This window comes from Streptomyces dioscori, assembly GCF_003024195.1.
GTDB classification, from domain to species: domain Bacteria; phylum Actinomycetota; class Actinomycetes; order Streptomycetales; family Streptomycetaceae; genus Streptomyces; species Streptomyces dioscori.
The window spans coordinates 571,664-590,506 of sequence record NZ_KZ679038.1; the positions used below are offsets into that span (position 1 = coordinate 571,664).

Annotated in this window: 18 protein-coding genes; 5 read left to right on the top strand and 13 right to left on the bottom strand. The window is 71.2% G+C overall.

The window, feature by feature from the left end; translation table 11 throughout:
- Window positions 1-11: 11 nt before the first annotated feature.
- A complete protein-coding gene (locus tag C6Y14_RS02445; protein ID WP_107014732.1) occupies window positions 12-1,256 on the bottom strand; it encodes a sugar ABC transporter substrate-binding protein in 1,245 nt (414 codons plus the stop codon).
- A 628-nt stretch (window positions 1,257-1,884) separates the two neighbouring features.
- On the opposite strand from C6Y14_RS02445, the gene C6Y14_RS02450 reads away from it, so the two are divergent.
- A complete protein-coding gene (locus C6Y14_RS02450; protein WP_404828712.1) occupies window positions 1,885-2,802 on the top strand; it encodes an acetylxylan esterase in 918 nt (305 codons plus the stop codon).
- Between the two features lie 24 nt (window positions 2,803-2,826).
- Here C6Y14_RS02450 and C6Y14_RS02455 read toward each other — a convergent pair whose 3' ends face one another.
- The 11 genes from C6Y14_RS02455 to C6Y14_RS02505 all read right to left on the bottom strand — a co-directional run bounded on the left by C6Y14_RS02455 (window position 2,827) and on the right by C6Y14_RS02505 (window position 14,104).
- Window positions 2,827-3,705 carry a DUF1963 domain-containing protein gene (locus C6Y14_RS02455; protein ID WP_107014734.1) on the bottom strand — a complete coding sequence of 293 codons (879 nt, stop codon included), beginning with the start codon at window positions 3,703-3,705 and terminating at the stop codon, window positions 2,827-2,829.
- 101 nt (window positions 3,706-3,806) lie between these two features.
- Window positions 3,807-4,892 carry a LacI family DNA-binding transcriptional regulator gene (locus C6Y14_RS02460; protein ID WP_107014735.1) on the bottom strand — a complete coding sequence of 362 codons (1,086 nt, stop codon included), beginning with the start codon at window positions 4,890-4,892 and terminating at the stop codon, window positions 3,807-3,809.
- Window positions 4,893-5,072: 180 nt separating this feature from the next.
- Window positions 5,073-5,477 carry a VOC family protein gene (locus C6Y14_RS02465; RefSeq protein ID WP_107014736.1) on the bottom strand — a complete coding sequence of 135 codons (405 nt, stop codon included), beginning with the start codon at window positions 5,475-5,477 and terminating at the stop codon, window positions 5,073-5,075.
- Window positions 5,478-5,480: 3 nt separating this feature from the next.
- The gene (locus C6Y14_RS02470; protein WP_107015155.1) at window positions 5,481-6,434 is read right to left on the bottom strand and encodes an ABC transporter ATP-binding protein; all 954 of its coding nucleotides are present in this window, start codon (window positions 6,432-6,434) and stop codon (window positions 5,481-5,483) included.
- A complete protein-coding gene (locus tag C6Y14_RS02475; RefSeq protein WP_107014737.1) occupies window positions 6,434-7,261 on the bottom strand; it encodes an ABC transporter permease in 828 nt (275 codons plus the stop codon). The genes C6Y14_RS02470 and C6Y14_RS02475 overlap by 1 nt, the downstream gene beginning before the upstream one ends.
- A 14-nt stretch (window positions 7,262-7,275) precedes the next feature.
- A complete protein-coding gene (locus C6Y14_RS02480) occupies window positions 7,276-8,139 on the bottom strand; it encodes an ABC transporter permease (protein WP_107014738.1) in 864 nt (287 codons plus the stop codon).
- A gap of 21 nt (window positions 8,140-8,160) precedes the next feature.
- Window positions 8,161-9,177 (bottom strand): ABC transporter substrate-binding protein, encoded by a 1,017-nt coding sequence (locus tag C6Y14_RS02485; RefSeq protein ID WP_159074151.1) that lies wholly within the window; start codon window positions 9,175-9,177, stop codon window positions 8,161-8,163.
- Window positions 9,178-9,400: 223 nt separating this feature from the next.
- On the bottom strand, window positions 9,401-10,813 hold the full coding sequence (locus C6Y14_RS02490; RefSeq protein ID WP_199854601.1) for an FAD-binding oxidoreductase: 1,413 nt from the start codon (window positions 10,811-10,813) through the stop codon (window positions 9,401-9,403).
- Window positions 10,814-10,912: 99 nt separating this feature from the next.
- Window positions 10,913-12,298 carry an FAD-binding oxidoreductase gene (locus tag C6Y14_RS02495; protein ID WP_107014740.1) on the bottom strand — a complete coding sequence of 462 codons (1,386 nt, stop codon included), beginning with the start codon at window positions 12,296-12,298 and terminating at the stop codon, window positions 10,913-10,915.
- Window positions 12,295-13,287 (bottom strand): amidohydrolase family protein, encoded by a 993-nt coding sequence (locus tag C6Y14_RS02500; RefSeq protein WP_107014741.1) that lies wholly within the window; start codon window positions 13,285-13,287, stop codon window positions 12,295-12,297. The genes C6Y14_RS02495 and C6Y14_RS02500 overlap by 4 nt, the downstream gene beginning before the upstream one ends.
- Window positions 13,280-14,104 (bottom strand): SDR family NAD(P)-dependent oxidoreductase, encoded by an 825-nt coding sequence (locus C6Y14_RS02505; RefSeq protein ID WP_107014742.1) that lies wholly within the window; start codon window positions 14,102-14,104, stop codon window positions 13,280-13,282. Before C6Y14_RS02505 ends, C6Y14_RS02500 begins: the two co-directional genes overlap by 8 nt.
- Before the next feature lie 263 nt (window positions 14,105-14,367).
- On the opposite strand from C6Y14_RS02505, the gene C6Y14_RS02510 reads away from it, so the two are divergent.
- From C6Y14_RS02510 to C6Y14_RS02525, 4 genes are read left to right on the top strand one after another with little or no spacing between them, the layout of a single operon-like run.
- Window positions 14,368-15,717 carry a hypothetical protein gene (locus C6Y14_RS02510; protein WP_159074152.1) on the top strand — a complete coding sequence of 450 codons (1,350 nt, stop codon included), beginning with the start codon at window positions 14,368-14,370 and terminating at the stop codon, window positions 15,715-15,717.
- A gap of 2 nt (window positions 15,718-15,719) precedes the next feature.
- On the top strand, window positions 15,720-16,322 hold the full coding sequence (locus C6Y14_RS02515) for a carboxymuconolactone decarboxylase family protein (RefSeq protein WP_107014744.1): 603 nt from the start codon (window positions 15,720-15,722) through the stop codon (window positions 16,320-16,322).
- A gap of 13 nt (window positions 16,323-16,335) precedes the next feature.
- A complete protein-coding gene (locus C6Y14_RS02520; RefSeq protein ID WP_107014745.1) occupies window positions 16,336-17,091 on the top strand; it encodes a CoA transferase subunit A in 756 nt (251 codons plus the stop codon).
- Complete coding sequence (locus C6Y14_RS02525; protein WP_107014746.1) at window positions 17,091-17,735, top strand: CoA transferase subunit B; 645 nt, start codon at window positions 17,091-17,093, stop codon at window positions 17,733-17,735. Before C6Y14_RS02520 ends, C6Y14_RS02525 begins: the two co-directional genes overlap by 1 nt.
- 24 nt (window positions 17,736-17,759) lie before the next feature.
- Here the strand turns inward: C6Y14_RS02525 and C6Y14_RS02530 are convergent, their stop codons facing one another.
- Window positions 17,760-18,836, bottom strand: coding sequence for an enoyl-CoA hydratase/isomerase family protein (locus C6Y14_RS02530; RefSeq protein WP_107014747.1), 1,077 nt, complete (start codon window positions 18,834-18,836; stop codon window positions 17,760-17,762).
- Window positions 18,837-18,843: the final 7 nt, after the last annotated feature.

The following is an 18,843-nucleotide window of genomic DNA, read 5'->3' on the forward strand; positions in this document are numbered from 1 at the left end:
CCTGCTGCCTGCTACTGCACGAGGCCTTCGATCTCGGACTGGGCCTTGTCCAGCGCTTCCTTCGCGGAGGACTTGCCCTGGGTGACCGACTCGATGGCGGTGTCCACCTTGGAGGTGATCTCGGTCAGCTTCGGCTGGGAGGGGGTGGCGCGGGCGGTGTCCATCTGCTGCCGCCACACCTGCATGGTCGGGTCGTCGGCGAGGTCACCGGACGTCCAGGCCGCGGTGTTGGCGGGCAGGTCGTTGGTCCGCTCGAACCAGTCGGTCTGGCCCTTCTCGCCGGTGAGGTAGGCGACGAGTTCCTTGGCGGCGGCCTTGTGGTCGCTGTCCGCGGAGATGGCGAGGCTGGAACCGCCGGCCATGGACACGGACGCCGCGTCGGCGGGCACGGGGGCGACGGCCCACTTGTCCTTGAGGTCGGGGTAGTTCTCGTCGATGAGGTTCGTCAGCCAGGGGCCGCCGAAGAACATGGGTACGGCGCCGGTGTTGAAGTCCTTGGTGACGTCGTAGCCGGGGCGTACGGACTTCTCGCTCAGGCCCTTGTCGAAGTAGCTGCCGTAGTTCTCCAGCGCCTTGACGGCCGCGGCGGAGTTCACGGCGGCCTTGCCGTCGTCGTCGATGATGGCGCCGCCGGCGGAGTACAGGAACTGGTAGAAGCTCTGCACGGTGTCGAGGCCGCCCGGCTGGATGGACAGGCCCCACTTGCTGCCGGCCTTCTTCTGGTACGCCTCGGCGGCGCTCTGCAGGTCGGCCATGGTGGCCGGGGCCTTCTCGATGCCGGCCTTCTTGGCGAGGTCCGTGCGGTAGAAGAGCACGCGCGTGTCGACGTACCAGGGGGCGCCGTAGGTCTTGCCGTCGTAGGAGCCCTGCTGCCAGGCGGCGGGGAAGTAGTCGGTCTCGTGGATGGTCTTGGAGTCGACCGGCTCCAGGACGCCCATGTCGGCGAACTCGCCCAGGTAGCTTCCGCCCATCTGCACCACGTCGGGGAGCTTCCCGGCCGCTGCGGCGGCGACGAGCTTCTGGTGGGCCACGTCCCAGCCGATCGGGGTGACCTTGACCGTGAGGTTGGAGTGGGTCTTCTCGTACTCCTCGGCCACGTCGCCGAGCTTCTCCCCCTCCGTGCCCATCGCCCACACGGTCAGGGTCTGCTTGGCGTCTGCTGCCACGCCCGCGCCACCCGAGCCGCCACAGGCGGTGAGGGTCAGCGCAGACGCCAGGGTGAGTGCGATCGACCCGGTTGCGGTGGCGCGGTTCATGGGGGGCTCCTCCTTGAGCTGTACGGCTTGCGTGCACGAACGGGTTCACGAATGGCGTTCACGAACGGGGTTCATGGCTGACGTTCGACGTTCGTGATGTATGCGCTGCCTGTAAGCGCATACATCACTCTGTGGCAGCGATTCCTGGCCTGGCAAGAGGGGGCTTGGTCACACTCCCGTAACGGGCGGGACATTTGGTGGGCGGGTTCGCGGTGTTCGGCGGCCCGGGGGTGGGGGATGTTTGTGGGGGGAGTGACGCAAAACGGATCATTGCACGGGTGGGCGCTCCGCTTGAGGTGGGGATGGGGGTGCGGGTTGGGGGGCTGGGGGGGGCGGTTGCGCCGTTCCCCGCGCCCCTTCAGGGCACCGGCCCGCCGTCGGGTGTCGGTCCTCGTGGGCTGAGCGCGCCGTTCCCCGCGCCCCCTCCCGGGCACCGGCCCGCCGTCGGGTGTCGGTCCTCGTGGGCTGAGCGCGCCGTTCCCCGCGCCCCTCTCGGGGCACCGGCCCGTTGTCAGGTGTTCGTCGTGGGCCGTTCGGGGGCGGGTGTGGGGGTGGTTAGAGTCGGGGGGTGACTGCTTTTGGCCATTCCTTCGGGGGTGATCCGGGCCCTGGGTATGGGCTTGAGGATTTGTTGGGTGTGGGGGCGCCCGGTGGGCCTGCGGACTTCGGCGGGTTCTGGCGGGGGCGCCGGGACGCGGCGGCACGGGTGGAGCCGCGTCCGCTGCTCGGTGATGTCGTCGAGGAGCGCGACGGCTTCCGCGTGCACGAGATCTTCTACGACGCGCTCGGCGGCAGGTGCGCCGCTCTGCTGGCGCTGCCGTGCGACGGGCCCGTACGGCATGGTTTCGTCATCGGGCACGGTTACGGCGGCCGTCAGGAAGTCGGCGCCGACCTCCCGCTTCCGCTGCCACAGTCCGCCGCTGTCCTGCCGATCGCGCCCGGACTTCCCGCTCTCGGTCTGCGGCCCGGGGTCCCCTCGGACCCGGACGGGCACGTGCTGCACGGCATCGGCTCGCGGGACACCTACCTCATCGGCGACTGCGTCGCGGCGGTGTGGGGTGCCGCCTCGGCCCTGCTGCAACTCGTTCCCCTGGCCACGCCGGAAAGCAGGCGACTGGGATACCTCGGCGAGAGCTTCGGCGGCGGGATCGGTGCGCTGGCGCTGCCCTGGGACGACCGGTTCGCCGCGGCCGCGCTGACCGTGCCCACCTTCGGGAACCACCCGTTGCGGTGCACCCTGCCCTGCACCGGCAGCGGCGCGTCCGTGCGCGCCCACGTCCGCCGGCATCCGGAGGCCCTGGATGTCCTCGCCTACTTCGACGCGGCGACCGCGGCGGCACACCTGCGTATCCCGGTACTGTCCGCCTGCGCCCTGTTCGACCCCGCCGTACCTCCGCCGGGCCAGTTCGCCGTGCACAACGCGCTCGCCGGTCCACGCCGGCTGGAGGTCCTGGACGCCGGGCACTTTCCCTACCCGGGCGAGCCGGAGCAGCGGCGACACCTGGGGCAGGTCACGTCGGAGTTCTTCGCATCGTGGCTGAGGTGAGGAGTCTCGGGGGCTCGGCCCGGATCAGGGGTTCCAGAACACCTCCGTGAACGTCCGGTCGAAGCGCCGCGCCACCAGGTCCGTCCGCTGGATCACCCAGTGGACGGTGGAACTCTCCCACCCCTGTACATCCATGCCCGCCTGCCAGTCGGCCAGCAGCACCCAGTCCTCGGCATCGTCCGAGGCCGGACCGTCCCAGCGGCCCGCTGCCACCGCCCGCGCCGCCCTGGACACGGCACCGGCGACCGGATCGGTGTGGACGGCCTCCTCGTCGGCGTATCCCCCGATCTGCAGCGACCCTTCGGGGGCGATGGCGTCACGGGCGCGATCCCAGACCACGACGAGTTCCTCCGCGCGCGGATGTCCCGGAAGCGGACCGCTCCCCGGCTTACCGGGGGTGGGGACCGCGTGGTGGTACGGCAGCGACACATCGGCGGTCGCCCGCAACGGACCCAGCGGGAACGCCTCGAACATCGCCTCGTAGTCGTCGAAGTCGTAGGGGTTCCAGGCGTGGCTGTCCCGTTCCACCACGGCCGTGCCGACGGGAACGTACACCGCGCTGCCCATGGACTCGTAGTCGTCCGCCGTCTCGGGGAAGGCGAACAGCAGCAGGTGGCCGTCGGGAGGCAGCGGAAGGTCCGTCGCGTCGGCGGGCAGGGCCGCGAGGTCGATGGAGGCGACGAAGGGGTGCTCGGGGTCCGGGGTGGCGGCGGGAAGCAGGAGCGGACCGCCGAACCGGCCCACGACCGGTCCGCCCCCGCTCTCCCCTCGCGTCAGCGTCGCGCACGGGCGGGCGACGGCCGTCCATCGCTCGACGTCGTCGGCCGGGACGCCCCGTGCGATCGCCTCGTCACGGAACGGCCGTAACCGGTTCCGCATCTCGGAAGCCATGCCAGAAGTCATGGTCGAACCGTAGCGGGAAGCTCTGACAGCGAGGCTCTGCTCCGGCAAGGAGGCTCTGACATGGAAGCTGCGGCACCGGATCGTGGGCGGCCGGACGAACGTCAGCCGACCGTCGGCAGGACCGGCGTCTCCTCACAGCCGCAGCTCGCCCGGCGGGCCACACCGACCGGCAGCATCAGGGAGACGGGCTCCTGCGGCGGCTGTCCGCTCAGCCGTCGTACGAGCAGGTCGACGGCCTCCTCCCCCATGCGCACCATGGGCTGCCGCACAGTGGTCAGGGCGGGGCGCACCAGACGGCTCAGCGGGATGCCGTCGAAGCCGGTCACCACGACGTCGTCGGGTACGCGCAGGCCACGGCGTTCGAGTGCCTGGAGCGCGCCCACCGCCATCTGGTCGTTGGCGAACACGAACGCCTCGGGCCGGTCGCCGCTCCGCTCGCAGAGCAGGCGAGCGGCGCGGGCCCCTTCGGCCTGGGTCATCATCGGCATGCGCAGGGCCGGTGCGGCGGCGGCCTCGACACCCGCCTCGGCACAGGCCCGGCGGAAGCCCCGGAACCGCGCCTCGACATCCGGTGAGTCCTCACCGAATCCCACGTAGGCGAGGCGGCGCAGCCCGTGGTCGTGGACCAGGTGCCGGGTCAGCTCGTACTGGCCGTCCTCGTTGGCGACCTCGACATGGTCGAGATGGTCCAGGGAGGGGTCCTGCGCGCGGGGGCCGGCCAGCATCACCACCGGTCGGCGCCGGGAGATCGCTTCGAGTTCCTCCGTCGGCACCGTGCGGGCCATCACGGCGAAGCCGTCCACCCGGCCGGCGACCTGGGCCACCAGGCTCTCCGGACCTCCGGCGAGGGAGGCCGCGATCAGCAGCGCGTACCCGTGCCGGCGGGCCGCGCGTTCCATGCCCCTGATGATCTGGTCCGAGTAGAGCATCGCGGCGTCGTCGTCCTCGGCGCCGACCGTGTCGGGGTCGGAGTAGTCCGGGAAGCACAGGCCGAGGACACCGGTGGAACGGCTGGCGAGACCGCGGGCGTTGCCGCTCGGCACGTATCCCAGCTCGCTCGCCGCCGCCAGCACGCGTTCGCGGGTGGCGGCGCGTACGGAGTCGGGGCTGCGGTACACCCTGGACACCGTGGCGATGGACACTCCGGAGCGTTCGGCCACGTCGTACACCGTGGGAATCGCGTTCACGATGCGGCGCCGTTCATGGGTCAGGCCCCCGTCTCTTGTGATGCATGCATGTCGATGAAAGCGCATTCACATTAGGGGCGTGCACGTCTGTGAGGCAACCGGAACGTCTCTGACCGGCCAAGTCCGCGACCGAGGCCGGTCGGGTCCTGCCGAGCCCGACCGACTGAACGGGCCTGCCGCTCAGTCGCGGTCGAGCAGTTCGATGAGGTTGCCGTAGGGGTCGGTGACGAAGGCCATGACGGCCCCGGGGCGCGGGGCCGGCCGCGGAGTCATGCTCACCCCGGCGCCTGCTTCGACGAGCCGTGCGAACTCCGCCGCCACGTCCTCGACGCACAGGCACATATGGCCGAAGCCGTGTATGCCGGCCGCGTCGAGGGCGCTGCCCGGCGTCGGGCCGGGGCGCGCCGAGGGGCGGTGCAGCAGCTCGATGCGGTAGCCGTCGGCGTGCAGGAGCATGACCCCGCGCAGATCGGTGCCCGGGATCGCGAACACCGGGGCCGCGGTGAGGTTCAGGGCGTCGCAGTACCAGGCGGTGGCGGCTTCCAGGTCGGGCACGGAGATGCCCACGTGGTCGAAGCGGGTCATCGGTCAGCGCACCGCCCGTCCGGTCTTCTCCCTGGCCGGGCCGTCACCCCGCCCGGTGCCGCCCGTGGCGCCGCCCATGGCGTCGCCGGGCGAGCGGTCAGGCGCCGGCTCCTCGGACGTCGACTCAGACCGCACGGTGGGCCCCTCTCCCTGTGCCTGTGCCTGTGCCTCGCGGATCATGGTCAGGACCCGGGTGCGCAGGTCGGTGAAGCGGTGGTCGGCTCGGGTGGTGATCTGATCGCGGTCCGCACCCAGGTCGACGACCAGGTTGTCGACGACCGTGGTCGGACGGCCGCCGATGACGACCACGCGGTCACCGAGGTAGACGGCCTCGTCGATGTCGTGGGTGACGAGGACGACGGTGATGCCGAGGGAGGCGCGGAGCGAGAGGGTCAGGTCCTCCAGGTCGAAGCGGGACTGGGCGTCGACCGACCCGAAGGGCTCGTCCATCAGCAGTACGGGCGCCTCGTAGGCGAGTCCGCGGGCGATGGCCACGCGCTGCTGCATACCGCCCGAGAGCTGCCAGGGGTACTTGTCGCCGACGTCCGCCAGGCCGACGGCGCCCAGGCATTCCTCGGCCCGCCGGTTGCGTTCGGCGCGCTTGACCCCCATCCCCTCCAGAGGGAAGGCCACGTTGTCCCGTACCCGCATCCAGGGCAGCAGGGAACCGCGGTAGTCCTGGAAGACGACCGCGATGTCGGCGTGCGGGCGGGTGAGGAGTTCGCCGCCGTAGCGGATCGTGCCCGTGGTGGGGCGGATCAGACCGGACAGACAGCGCAGCAGGGTCGTCTTGCCCGCCCCGGACGGGCCGACGACGCAGACGAATTCACCGGGGTCGACCCGCAGGGAGAGGCCCTCGATGACCCGGTGTTCGTCCGCTCCGTGGCCGAACGTCTTGCAGACGTCCTCCACGACGAGGCTGGATCCGCCCCCGCCCGTCTTCATGTGTCGCTGCATCATGTCTTGGCCTCGCTTCGGGACAGGGGTCGGGACATGGGCCGCCGGGCGCGCGGCGGACGCTGGTGGTACCAGCCGAGCAGCAGGTACTCGGCCGCGAGGAGGAGCACGCTCAGGCCGTAGCCGAGGATGCCGATGAGTACGGTGCCGGCCCAGGTCTCCGGGACGGCGAAGCCGGAGCCGCTCTGCAGGATGAAGTTGCCCAGGCCCACGGGCGATCCGTAGATCTCGCTGACGACCATGAGGACCACCGCGATCGAGAGGGCCACGCGGATACCGGCGAAGATCTGCGGCAGGGCTCCGGGAAGGACCACTTTCGACAACCGCAGTCTCCAGGGGATGCGGTAGCCGCGGGCGGTCTCGTGCACGGCAGGGTTGATGCCGTGCACTCCGCTGATGGTGTTGAGCAGGATCGGCCAGAGCGAACCGAGGGCGATGAGGAAGATCTTCGGGCCCGATCCGATGCCCAGGGTCAGGATGATGACGGGGACGAACGCCACGGTCGGGGTGGCCCGGGCGAAGTCCAGGAGCGGGCCGGTCGCCTGCCGCAGCAGGTCGATCTCGCCGATGACGAGTCCCGCCCCGACTCCCACGACCGTGGCGAGGGCGAGCCCGAGTGCGATGTTGCGCAGGGAGAACAGCAGGTCGCCGACGAGTCCGCCGTGCAGGAGTTCCCGCCACAGGGTGGCGAGCACGTCGGTGGCGGGCGGGAAGTAGAAGCTGGTGCTGCCCGCGGTGGCGAGCAGGAGGACGGCGACGCACAGGACCGGCAGCCACAACTGCTTGAGCAGGGACTGCCACAGGGCGGCCGGGGAACGCGTGGACATGATGTCTCCCCTCGTCAGTCGGTGTGGGTCGGCGGACGCCAGCGCAGCAGGCGTCGTTCGGCGAACTGGGACAGCAGGTTGATCGAGTAGCCGATCGCGCCCGCGGTGACGATGTAGGCGTACGCGCGTGCCGCGGCCCCGCCCTGCTGTGCCTGTACGACCTCGTGGCCGATGCCCGGGAGTGTGGTGAGTACCTCGACGCCGATGGCCACCAGTACGGAGGTCGTCGCCGCCAGCCGCAGCCCGGTCATGACCGAGGGGGTGGCGCTGGGGAGGATCACCTTGCGGAAGCGCAGGAGCCGGGGGACGCGGTAGCTGTCCATGGTCTCCGCGATCATCGGGGTCACGGACCGGGCGCCGTACTGGGCCTGGAGGAAGACGGGGAAGACGCAGGCGAGGAGGACGACGGTGGTCTTCATCGTCGGGGTGGACCCCAGGACCAGCAGGAACACCGGCAGCAGGGCGATGACCGGGAAGGACCGCAGGACGTCGACGAGCAGCCGGGACGACTGCTCGGCCGCCGCGTACGTGCCCGTGACCAGGCCCAGCGGTACGCCGATCACGGCGGCGGCGACGAAGCCCGTCACAGCTCCGTTCAGGGTGTCCCCCACCGCCTGCCAGTAGACGGGGTCGCCGAACAGCTGCGGGAACTGCCCGAAGACCGCCGCGGGGCCGGGCAGCGCGGTCGCGCTCACCAGCCGGGCCGCCGCGAGCGCCGCCCAGATCAGCAGGACGGCGAGGACGGTGGCGAGTTGGAGCATCAGGAGCACGCGGCGCCCCGGATTCCCGGCCCGGGTGTGCCGGGTGCGCCAGGTGCGCCGGGCGGGGCGCTTCCGGTCCGGGGCCGTCGGGCGCCGGTCCGTCGTGGAGATGGCCATGGTGGTGTACCTCTGCCGCTCTCAGCTGCCGGCGGTGACCGTCGGAGCCTTGTCCCAGTAGATGGCGTCGTCCTTCGGGGCGCTGCTGAGCAGGTCGTAGCCGTGCATCTTCGTGATGACGGTACGCATCACGGTGGTGTTGATGTTCTTGTCGTAGTAGGCGATCTGCGACTTCTCGATATAGTCCGCGGGCAGCTGGGTGTACTTCTTGTCGATGGCCTTGACGGCGTCGGGGTGCGCGTTGGCGTAGGTGATCGCCTTGGCGACGGCGTCGGTGAACTTCTTCGCGGTGGCGGAGTTCGCGGACAGGTACTTCTGGGTGGCGAAGAGGACGCCCTGGGTGATGCCGGGCAGGTCGTTCATCCCGTTGCCGATGGCGCGCAGTCCGGCCTGCTCGCCGGCCGCGAAGAAGGCTCCGAAGGAGTAGACGGCGTCCGTCTTGCCGGTGGTGGCGGCGTCGGTGAGCGAGGTGGTCGGCAGGGACACGAACTTGACCTTGGTGGGGTCCCCGCCCTCCATCTCGACCAGGTACTCGACGATGAACTGGATCGTGCCGCCGAGGGCCGACAGCCCCACGGTCCTGCCCTCCAGGTCGGCGAACCCCTTGATGGAACTGTTCTTCTTGACCAGCAGACCGTCGGTGGGGTCGGTCTTCGTCGTCGCGGACACCAGTCCGGTCGCGATACGGATCGGCATGTTCTTCGCGGCGCCCTTGAGGAAGCCGGAGCTGTCGGTCATCGCGAACTGGGCTTCGCCGTTGAGGACGGACGGGGCGTTCTGCGAGGTGTCCTGGGCCCCGGCCTTGATGGTGACGTCGAGGCCCGCGTCCTCGAAGTAGCCCTGTTGCTCGGCGATGTACAGGGGCTCGAACAGTGCGCCGTTGGAGCGCAGCACGGTGATCTTCGCCGACCCGTCGCTCCCGGCCGAGGTGGCGTCCCCGGACCCGCAGGCGGCGAGCGGGGCGGCGACCACCAGCGTCACCGCGCCGACGGCGAGACGACCGAACGGGCTTCTCGTGCTTCTGCTGCTCTTCGGCATGAGGGTGTGCTCCTTTGCACAGTTGCGGCGGCCCGTGGATGCGTCCCCACGGGCGGATGCGGCTCTCCGGGCGAGGCGGTCGCCCGTACGGGGCGCTTGTACGGATCGCATGTACGGCTCGCCCTTACGGATGGCGGACCGCGCGGACCGTACGGCCTCAGGCTCGGCGTTCGTCAGACATGAGATAGGGCAGGACGCAGGGCAGAACACATGGCGTACGGCGTCACGAGCGGCCGGCGACCGCGTAGGCGGTGGTCGACTCGGCCGGAGTCATATAGGTGCGGAAGAGTCCGTCGGGGTCATGGACGGCGCGGATCCTCTCCAGCCGTTCGGCGTTCTCGGCGCTGAGGCCGAGGTCGAAGCGGTCGGCGAGGTTGTTGTCGGAGAACTGCAGGCCCCGTGACAGGTGTTGGACGGCGGACAGCGAGCCGTGCACCCAGTTCTCGTGCGCGAGGTCCTCGGCCGGGTCGTACCAGCCGGCGTTGGGCGAGAGATAGGCCTTGGCCTGGGTGGACCAGCAGGCTTCGGGGCGCGGCGGGTAGTGGCCCCACAGCATCCACAGGACGAAGCTGGTCCCGTCGGGAATGGTGTCCAGCACCGGCGCGGCCGCACCGACGATCTCCTCGGCCGTGCCGTCCGCCCACACACCGTCCACGGCCCAGCGCAGCCCCTCGGGGTTGAGGCGGTCGGCGATGTCGTACAGCTCGTCGATGGTGGTCGGTTCGCCGGCCACGGCACGCAGGGCCCGGTCCCGGAAGGGTGCTTCCTCCAGCGGTGCCAGGGATTCGGGTCCGTGTGCCGGGGTGCAGAAGGCGGTGGCGGTCAGGGAGACCGCCGGGGTGCCGAGGCCGGGGGTGAAGCCGACCTTGGCGGAGAACTCCACGGTGCTGGGCAGTCGTTCCAGAAGGTCGTAGGACCAGGCGAGCACCTCGTCGCGCAGGGCCAGGGGGTAACTGTGCACCGTCCGCCGGATCTCGGTCGGCCGTTCGTGGACGTCCAGGTGGAAGCGGGTGACGACACCGAAGAAGCCGGGGCCGCTGCCCCGTGCCGCCCACAGCAGGTCGGGGTGGGTCTCGTCGGTGGCGTGCACCGGAGTGCCGTCGGCGAGGACCACGTCGATCGCGCGGATGCTCAGACAGGCCGGTCCCAGGTGGCGGGAGTTCCAGCCGTAGCCACCGCCGAGGATGAAGCCTCCGATACCGACGGTGGGTGCGTGGCCGGTCGGGAAGAACAGCCCGTGCGGGGCGAGGGCCCGCTGGATCGCCGGCCCCTTGGCGGAGGGCTGGACGGCGGCCGTGCGGCCGTGCGGGTCGACGCTGACTTCCTGGAGACGGGACAGATCGATCAGCAGGCCGCCCTCCCGTACGCCGTTGCCCACCCAGCTGTGCCCGCCGGAGCGGACGGAGACGCGCAGCCCTTCGGCCCGGGCCAGCCGTACGGCCAGGACGACGTCCCGCTCGTCCGCGGCGACGACGATGACTTCGGGGAACCGGTCCGGCTTGCGCGCGTTCCACACGGCGTCGAGACGGGTCTTCTCGTACCTCGCGTCGCCACGGCGGAGGAGAGCGCCGGTGAAATCTCCGCCGACAGCTTCCCGCGGGGTCGGGGCAGGATGGGGATCGGGCGTCCTGGACAAGTGTGGCTCCTAGGGTGGTGCAGACATTCAGAACGGTACTGTCGACACAAATTGGAGGTCAAGAGGCCGTACGCCGATAATTTCGGCTTTCTGTCGACACTAGAGCGGGTTTATGGGCTGCCCATCCTGGCCCCGGTGTGCGGCCAGCGCAGTCGTCGACTCCTCGGGTGACAGGTACGAGCGGAACAGCGCCTCGGGGTCGTACCGGCGCCGCAGTTTCTCCAGTCGCGCGGCCTGCTCCGGTTCCAGCCCGTGGTCGGGACGGTCGGCCGGATTGGCGTCGGCGAACTGGGTGCCGTGCGCGACCGGGGCCATGGCCCGCAGCGCGTCGTGCGCCCAGGTCTCGTGGCTCAGGTCGTCGGCGGGGTCGTGCCACACGGCGTTCGGTGAGAAGTACAGCCGGGCCTGGGTGGACCAGCAGGCGTTCTCCCGGGTCGGCCGGCCGCCCCAGAGCATCCAGAGCAGGAAGCTGTCCGGGCCGGGCAGTCCGTCGAGCACCTCGCGGCCTGCGTCGAGCACGTCCTGGACGGGCGCGTCCGTCCACACTCCGTCGACCGCGTAGCGCCTGCCCCGGGGAGTCAGGCCGTCGGAGAGGGCGTACAGATCGTCCAGGGTCGACGGCGCCCGTTCCACCGTGCGGAGCGCATGCCGCAGGAAGGGCGCCTTCTCCAGCGGCTCCAGCATCTCCGGGCCCTCCTCCGGAGTGCAGAAGGCGGCTGCCGTGATCATCGTGGCGGGCCGCGGTACGCCCGGCGTGCGGGCGACCTTGGCCGACATCTCCAGGGAGTCGGAGATTCCCGGCACTGCCTCGTGGGTCCAGGCCAGCACCTCGTCGCGCAGCTCGTGCGGGAACACGTACGCACTGCGCAGGATCTGCTCGTACGCCGGGTACACCCGCAGGTGGAAGCGCGTCACCACCGCGAAGAAGCCCGGCCCCGAGCCGCGTACGGCCCACATGAGGTCCGGGTGGGTCTCGTCGGTGGCGTGGACGAGGGTGCCGTCGGCGAGGACGGCGTCGACCGCCTCCACACTGAAGCAGGCCGGACCCAGTGCCCGCGAGTTCCAGCCGTAGCCGCCGCCTATCAGGAAGCCGCCCACGCCCACGGAGGGGCAGTGTCCGCTGGGGAAGACCAGCCCCTCCGCGGCGAGCAGCGCGTTGAAGCGGCTGCCCTGGACGGCGGGGCGGACGGTGGCCCGGCACCGGGGCGCGTCGACGACGACCTCGTCCAGGGCGGAGAGGTCGATCAGCAGACCGCCGTCCCGTACCCCGTTGCCTGTCCAGCTGTGGCCGCCGGAGCGGACGGAGACGCGCAGTCCGCGAGCCGCGGCCCAGCGCACTCCCGCCTGGACGTCACGGTCGCCGGCGGCCACGAGGATGGCATCGGGACGGCGGTCGGGCTTGCGCAGGTTCCAGACGGCGGCGAGCCGCGCTTCCTCGTAACCGGGGGCACCCCGGGTCAGAAGGACGCCGTCGAAATCACTCATGTCTGCTCCACGTGCGGGTCGGGCGAGCCAGGTGAGTCGGTCGGGTCGGGCGGATCGGGCGCGTCGGGCGGATCGCCGAGGCCGGGCGGGAAGTCGAAGAGTTCGGCCGCGTTGTCGACCATGAGGCGGCGCAGCAGGACGGGGTCGGGGGCGATGTCGGCGAGGAGGTCCACCAGCAGACCGTCGTCGGGAGCGGCGCCCCGGATGTTGACGTGGGGGTAGTCGGTACCCCACACGACCCGGTCGGGAGCCTGCCGCACGAAGGACGCGGCCAGGGCCACGGCGTCGGCGTAGGGCGGCCCCTGGCGGGAGATCCGGTCCACGCCGCTCACCTTCAGCCAGACGTCACCGGAGTCGAGGAGCCGGCGCAGGCCGCGCAGGGCGGGACTGTGCGGTCCGTCGCCGAGGTCGACCCGCGCGAGATGGTCGATCACCACGCGGCCGGGCAGGGAGCGGACGAGAGCTTCGTGGTCGGCGACCTCGGCTCCGGTGAGGTGGAGTTCGCAGGCCCAGCCGAGACCGTCGACGCGTTCCAGCACGGAGTCGATCTCCTCACGGGTGGGCGCGGTGCGCAGGTGCGGCAGGAAGTTGAGCCGGAACGCGCGCACTCCGGCCCGGTGCAGCCCCTCGATCTCCCCTCGCGTGGTCCGTTCGCCGATGAGGGCGACTCCGCGCAGCGTGCCACGGCCTGCTGTGAGGGCGTCCAGGAGTGTGCGGTGGTCGTGGCCGTTGCAGGACGACTGGACGACGACCGCCCGGGACATGCCCAGCTGGGCGTGGAGGGCCGCGACCTGTTCCTTGGGCGCGTCGACGGGGGTGAAGGTGCGCTCGGGTGCGTAGGGGAAGACCGCGGCGGGACCGAGGATGTGGCAGTGCGCGTCGCAACTGCCCGGCGGCAGCACCAGCGTGGGTCTGCGCGGAGCCGGATGCGGGGGCGGGCAGCCCGGCGAAGGTGCCGGGGGCGTCGTCTGAAGGGCGGGCTCAGTCACAGCGCGCCGTCATTCCGCCGTCGACGACGATCTCGGTGCCGGTGACGAACCGGGCCTCGTCGGACGCCAGGAACAGCGCCGCGTACGCCGTGTCCCGGCCGTCGCCCATGAATCCCAGTGGGATACGGGCCTGGCGCTGGGCGAGCAGTTTCTCCACGTCGCCGTCGGCACGCTGATGGGCCAGGCGTGCCTCGACCATCGGGGTGTGCAGCTGCCCGGGGACCACGGTGTTCACCCGGATGCGGTCGGGTGCGTACTGGACGGCCGTCACACGGGAGAGCTGGATGACGGCGGCCTTGGCGGCCGCGTACCCCACCTGTGCGGCTCCGGTCCAGCGCAGCCCGGACGCGGAGGCGGTGTTGACGATCGAGCCGCCGCCCCCGCGCCGCATGATCGGAACGGCGTGCTTGCAGGCCAGGAAGGCGCTGGTGAGGTTGGTGCGCAGCTGGCTGTCCCAGTCCTCCAGGGACAGTTCGGCCGCTCCGCCCGCGCAAGAGCCTCCGACGTTGTTGATCAGGACGTCGATACGTCCCGCCTGCCGTTCGGTCTGCCGGAAGCAGTCCTCGACGGCGTCCGGTTCGGTCACGTCGAGCAGGTGGGTGTGGGCTGTGCCGCCCTCCTGGCGCACCTGGTCCGCGGTGACGCCGAGGGCGTCCTCGTCCCGGTCGGTGAGGTACACGGTGGCGCCCTCGCGGGCGAAGATCACGGCGGTGGCGCGGCCGTTGCCCCAGCCGGGGCCGACGCTGCCGGCGCCGCTGATGACGGCAACCCGCCCGGCCAGCCGGCCGGGTCGTGCGGAGGGCACGTCCTGGGTCACGGAGGTCTCCCTTGGTCGGAGCCCGGTCCGGGCTCGGGGTGGAACGCCGGCTCTGGCGTGACGCCGCCCCGGCGTGCTGCCTCTGAGCGGCCGGGCCGGCTGACGGCAGTCTCACCTAGTGTCGACAGAATGTAAACATGGACGGGATATCACACGGATCTTCATGCATGATCGACGCATAGTGTCGACAGACAGTTGTGAGTGATGCTTGAATGACACTCAGCCAGACCCGTTCCCGTACGTTTCCGTCTCCGGAGGGATCCATGGACAAGCCGGCCGTCTTCACCGACGAGGAGATCACCCGCTTCCGCGCGGAACTGGCCGGCAAACGCTCGCCGGGCGCGTACGAACCGGGCCGCTGGTCGGTGAGCCCGCTCACCCGCCGCCCCGAGGTACGCGGGCCGATGCCCGGGTCGGTGCGCCTGCGCGACGCCACCTTGCGATCGGTGGAGACCCTGCCCGGTGTCGTCGCCTCCACCGAGGCGAAGGAGGCGTTTCTGCGCCGACTCGCCGGTGCCGGGGTCCACGAGGTGGTCACGGCCGGTCTCGCCGGGCGCGACGACAAGGCGTTGCGCGCGGAGGTCGAGGTCATCAAGGGCGAGAATCCCGACTGCCGGGCGGTGCTGCCCCTGCTGCGCACCACCGCCGACATCGACCGCGCCGCCGACGCGGGCTACGACGCCGTACAGATCTGGGTCCAGGGCCTCGGCGAGGCGTCACTCGTCTACAACCCGGCCGTCTACCAGCAGGCCTGGCGGGGCGAGGACTGGCGCGGCCCGGCAACGCCCCGTGGGCGTGCCGACGTTGTCGCCCGCGCCCTGCCCCTGATCCGGCACGCCCGCTCGCGCGGGCTCGACGCCGTCGTCCCGATGCTGATGGTCTCGTACCTCACCGACGACGTCCTCGACGAGTCGGTCACCGCGCTGACGGCCGCGGGCGCCACCGAAATCACCCTCTTCGACGGCCCCGGCGCCATGAGCCCCGAGGCGTACGCCCATCTGGTCACCCGCACCAAGGAACTCGCCCCGGCGGTCGAGGTCGGCCTGCATCCGCACAACACGTTCGGCCTGGCCGTCGCCTGCGCGGTCGCCGCCGTCCGGGCGGGCGCCGATGTCGTCGAACTGTCGGTCAACGGCTACTGCGGCGGCCCCGGCAACGCCGACCTGGCCGCCACCGCGCTGGCCTTCGAGGCCCTGTACGGGGTGCGCACCGGGATCAGGACCGAGCGCCTGACCGAACTCGCCCGCGCCGGTGAGGAGTTGACGGGTTATCACCTGGCGTGGAATCACCCGGTGACCGGCACGAGCGCCTTCTCCTGGGGCGGGATGGACCTCATCACCCAGGAGACCGCGGTCGATCCCCTGCTGCACAACTGTCTGGAGCCGGCCCTCGTCGGCAACGCGCGCAAGGTCCCCTTCACCCCCGACAGCGGCCCGTACACCCTCGCCGACAAGCTGACCGCGCTGGGTGTCGACACCACGGTCGCCCAGGTCGACGAGATCCTGCGCAGGGCCCGTGACGTCATGACGCGGGAAGCCAGGCTGCTCACCGACGCGGACCTGGCGGCCCTCGCGCGCGAGGTGACCGGGGCCCCGGCTCGTACGGAGCGATGACGATGCCCTCGAACCCACCCGAACCCGCCGGCCGTCTCCCTCTCCTGCACCCCGACAGCCTCTCCCCCGCCCAGCGGCTCCTGTACGACGAGATCACCGGCGGCCCACGCTCCGGCGGCCCTCAGCTGTTCGCTCTCACCGACACCGAGGGGCGGTTCAACGGCCCCTTCAACGCAATGCTGTTCAGCCCGCGGCTGGGCCGCGACCTCCAGGGGCTGGGCGCGGCGATCCGCTATCGCACGGACCTGTCGCCGCGGGTTCGCGAAACAGCCGTCCTCGTCGTGGCCGCGGTCTGGGACAGCGACTTCGAGCGGTACGCCCATGAACCGCTGGCCAGGGCCGCCGGGCTCACCGGGGCGGAGGTCCGCGCCCTGCGCGAAGGAGCCGATCCGGGCCTCACCGACCCGTACGAGCACGCCGCGTGGTCGGCCACCCGCGCCCTCGCCGACCCCTCGGACCCGCTCGACGACGACTGGTACGCGACCGCCCGCGCCGCCCTGGGCGAGGCCGCCCTCTTCGAACTCTCCACGCTGGTCGGCTACTACGCCACGCTCGCCCTCCAACTGCGCCTGTTCCGCGTACCCGTGAAGGAGTCCCGTCCGTGAAAGAGCCCCGTCCGTGAACAAGGTGCACCCGGCCGCCGCCGAGGCGGTCCATGACATCGCCGACGGATCGTCGCTGGCCGTAGGCGGGTTCGGCCTGAGCGGCGTGCCGAACGTGGTGATCGGCGCGCTGCACGCCCGGGGCAGCACCGGCCTGTCCGTCGTCTCCAACAACTGCGGTGTCGACGGCGCGGGTCTCGGCATCCTGCTCGCCGCCGGCCGGATCAGCCGGGTGACCGGCTCGTACGTCGGCGAGAACAAGGAGTTCGCCCGGCAGTACCTCTCCGGCGAACTGGAGGTCGAGCTGGTGCCCCAGGGCACGCTCGCGGAACGGCTGCGCGCCGGGGGCGCCGGTGTCCCGGCGTTCTACACCCCGGCCGGCGTCGGCACCCAGGTCGCCGACGGCGGACTGCCGTGGCGGTACGCGGCCGACGGCTCGGTGGCGGTCGCCTCGCCGGCGAAGGAGACCCGGACGTTCGTCGGCCGGTCGCACGTCCTCGAACTCGGCATCACCACCGACTTCGCCCTCGTACGCGCCTGGCGCGGGGACGCCCACGGCAACCTGGTCTTCCGCAGGGCCGCCGCCAACTTCAACCCGCTGGCCGCCATGGCCGGCCGCGTCACGATCGCGGAGGTGGAGGAACTCGTCGAGCCGGGAGACCTCGCTCCCGACGAGGTGCACCTGCCCGGTGTGTTCGTCCAGCGGGTCGTGCCCCTGACCCCGGAACAGGCCACCGACAAGAGGATCGAGAAGAGGACGGTGCGCCGCTGATGGCCTGGACCCGTGAACAGATGGCGGCCCGCGCCGCAGGCGAGCTGACCGACGGCTCGTACGTCAATCTGGGCATTGGGCTGCCCACGACGATCCCGGACCACCTGTCCCCTGACGTACAGGTGACCCTGCACTCGGAGAACGGCATCCTCGGCACCGGCCCGTACCCCGAGGAGCGGGCGGTGGACCCGGACCTGATCAACGCGGGCAAGGAGACGGTGACCGTCCTGCCCGGGGCCTCCTTCTTCGACTCCGCGCTGTCCTTCGGCATGATCAGGGGCGGTCATGTCGACACCGCCGTCCTGGGCGCGCTGCAGGTGTCCGCTTCGGGCGACCTGGCCAACTGGAGCGTCCCGGGCAGGATGATCAAGGGGATGGGGGGTGCGATGGACCTGATCCACGGGGCCCGCCGGGTCATCGTGCTGATGGAGCACACCGCCAAGGACGGAACGCCGAAGCTCGTCGACACCTGCACGCTGCCGCTCACCGGCCGCGCCTGCGTCCATCGTGTCATCACCGACCTGGGCGTCTTCGACATCACGCCGGACGGCCTGACCACCGTGGAGAGGGCGCCCGGCGTGACGGCCGGGGAGATCACGGCGCGTACGGGGGCGCCGGTACGGACACGGGATCCGCTCACGTGAGGATGTCCGCCCGGACCAGGTCGTTCAACGGCGTCCTGCGGTGCCGGATCCGCCGAACCCGAGGTCGTGTCCGCGCTCACCGGGCGGATCGAAGAAGCGTTCCACGTCGGTGTCGGTGATCTCGGCGAGGGTGGCGGGCGACCAGCGCGGGGTGCGGTCCTTGTCGATGACCTGGGCGCGGATGCCCTCGACCAGGTCGGGGGTGGTCAGGGCCGCGCAGGACACGCGGTACTCCTGCTCCAGCACGCGCTCCAGCGAATCGAGACGCCGGGCACGGCGTACGGCGGCCAGGGTGACCTTCAGCGCCGTGGGCGACTTGGCGAGAAGGGTCTCCGCGGTCTCCTTGGCCACCGGATCGCCGTGGTCGAGCAGCCGTCGCACGATCTCCTCGACGGTGTCGGCGGAGAAGCAGGAGTCGGTCCACTCCCGCTGGCGGGCCAGTTCCCCCTCCGGCGCGGGCCGCGCATACCTCGCCGACGCTGCCCGTGCGGGCAGCTCGGCGAGGTCGCCGAGGAAGCCCGGGAGCGACGCGGACGGTACGTAGTGGTCGGCGAGCCCGCACAGCAGGGCGTCGTCGGCGCCGATCGCCGCGCCCGTCAGCGCGAGCCGGGTGCCCAGTTCACCCGGCGCGCGGGAGAGGAGGTAGGTGCCGCCGACGTCGGGCACGAAACCGATGCCGGTCTCGGGCATGGCGATCCTCGACCGTTCGGTGACGACCCGGACGCTGCCGTGCGCGGAGATCCCGACACCCCCGCCCATGACGATGCCGTCCATGACGGCGACGTACGGCTTGGACCAGCGGGCGATCCGGGCGTTGAGGCGGTACTCGTCGCGCCAGAACGCGGCCGCGGCGGTGCCGTCCCCGTCGCGGGCGTCGTCGTGGATGGCACGGATGTCGCCGCCGGCGCACAGGCCGCGTTCCCCCGCTCCGGTGATGACGACCGTCTCCACGGCGGAGTCGTGCTCCCACGCGGTCAGCGCCGCGTCGACGCGCCGCACCATTTCGTGGTCGAGGGCGTTGATGGCCCTCGGGCGGTTGAGGGTGATGTGGCCGGCCCGGCCGGCCGTGTGCAGCAGGACGGACTCCTCGCCGCCGGTCATCGGCGTA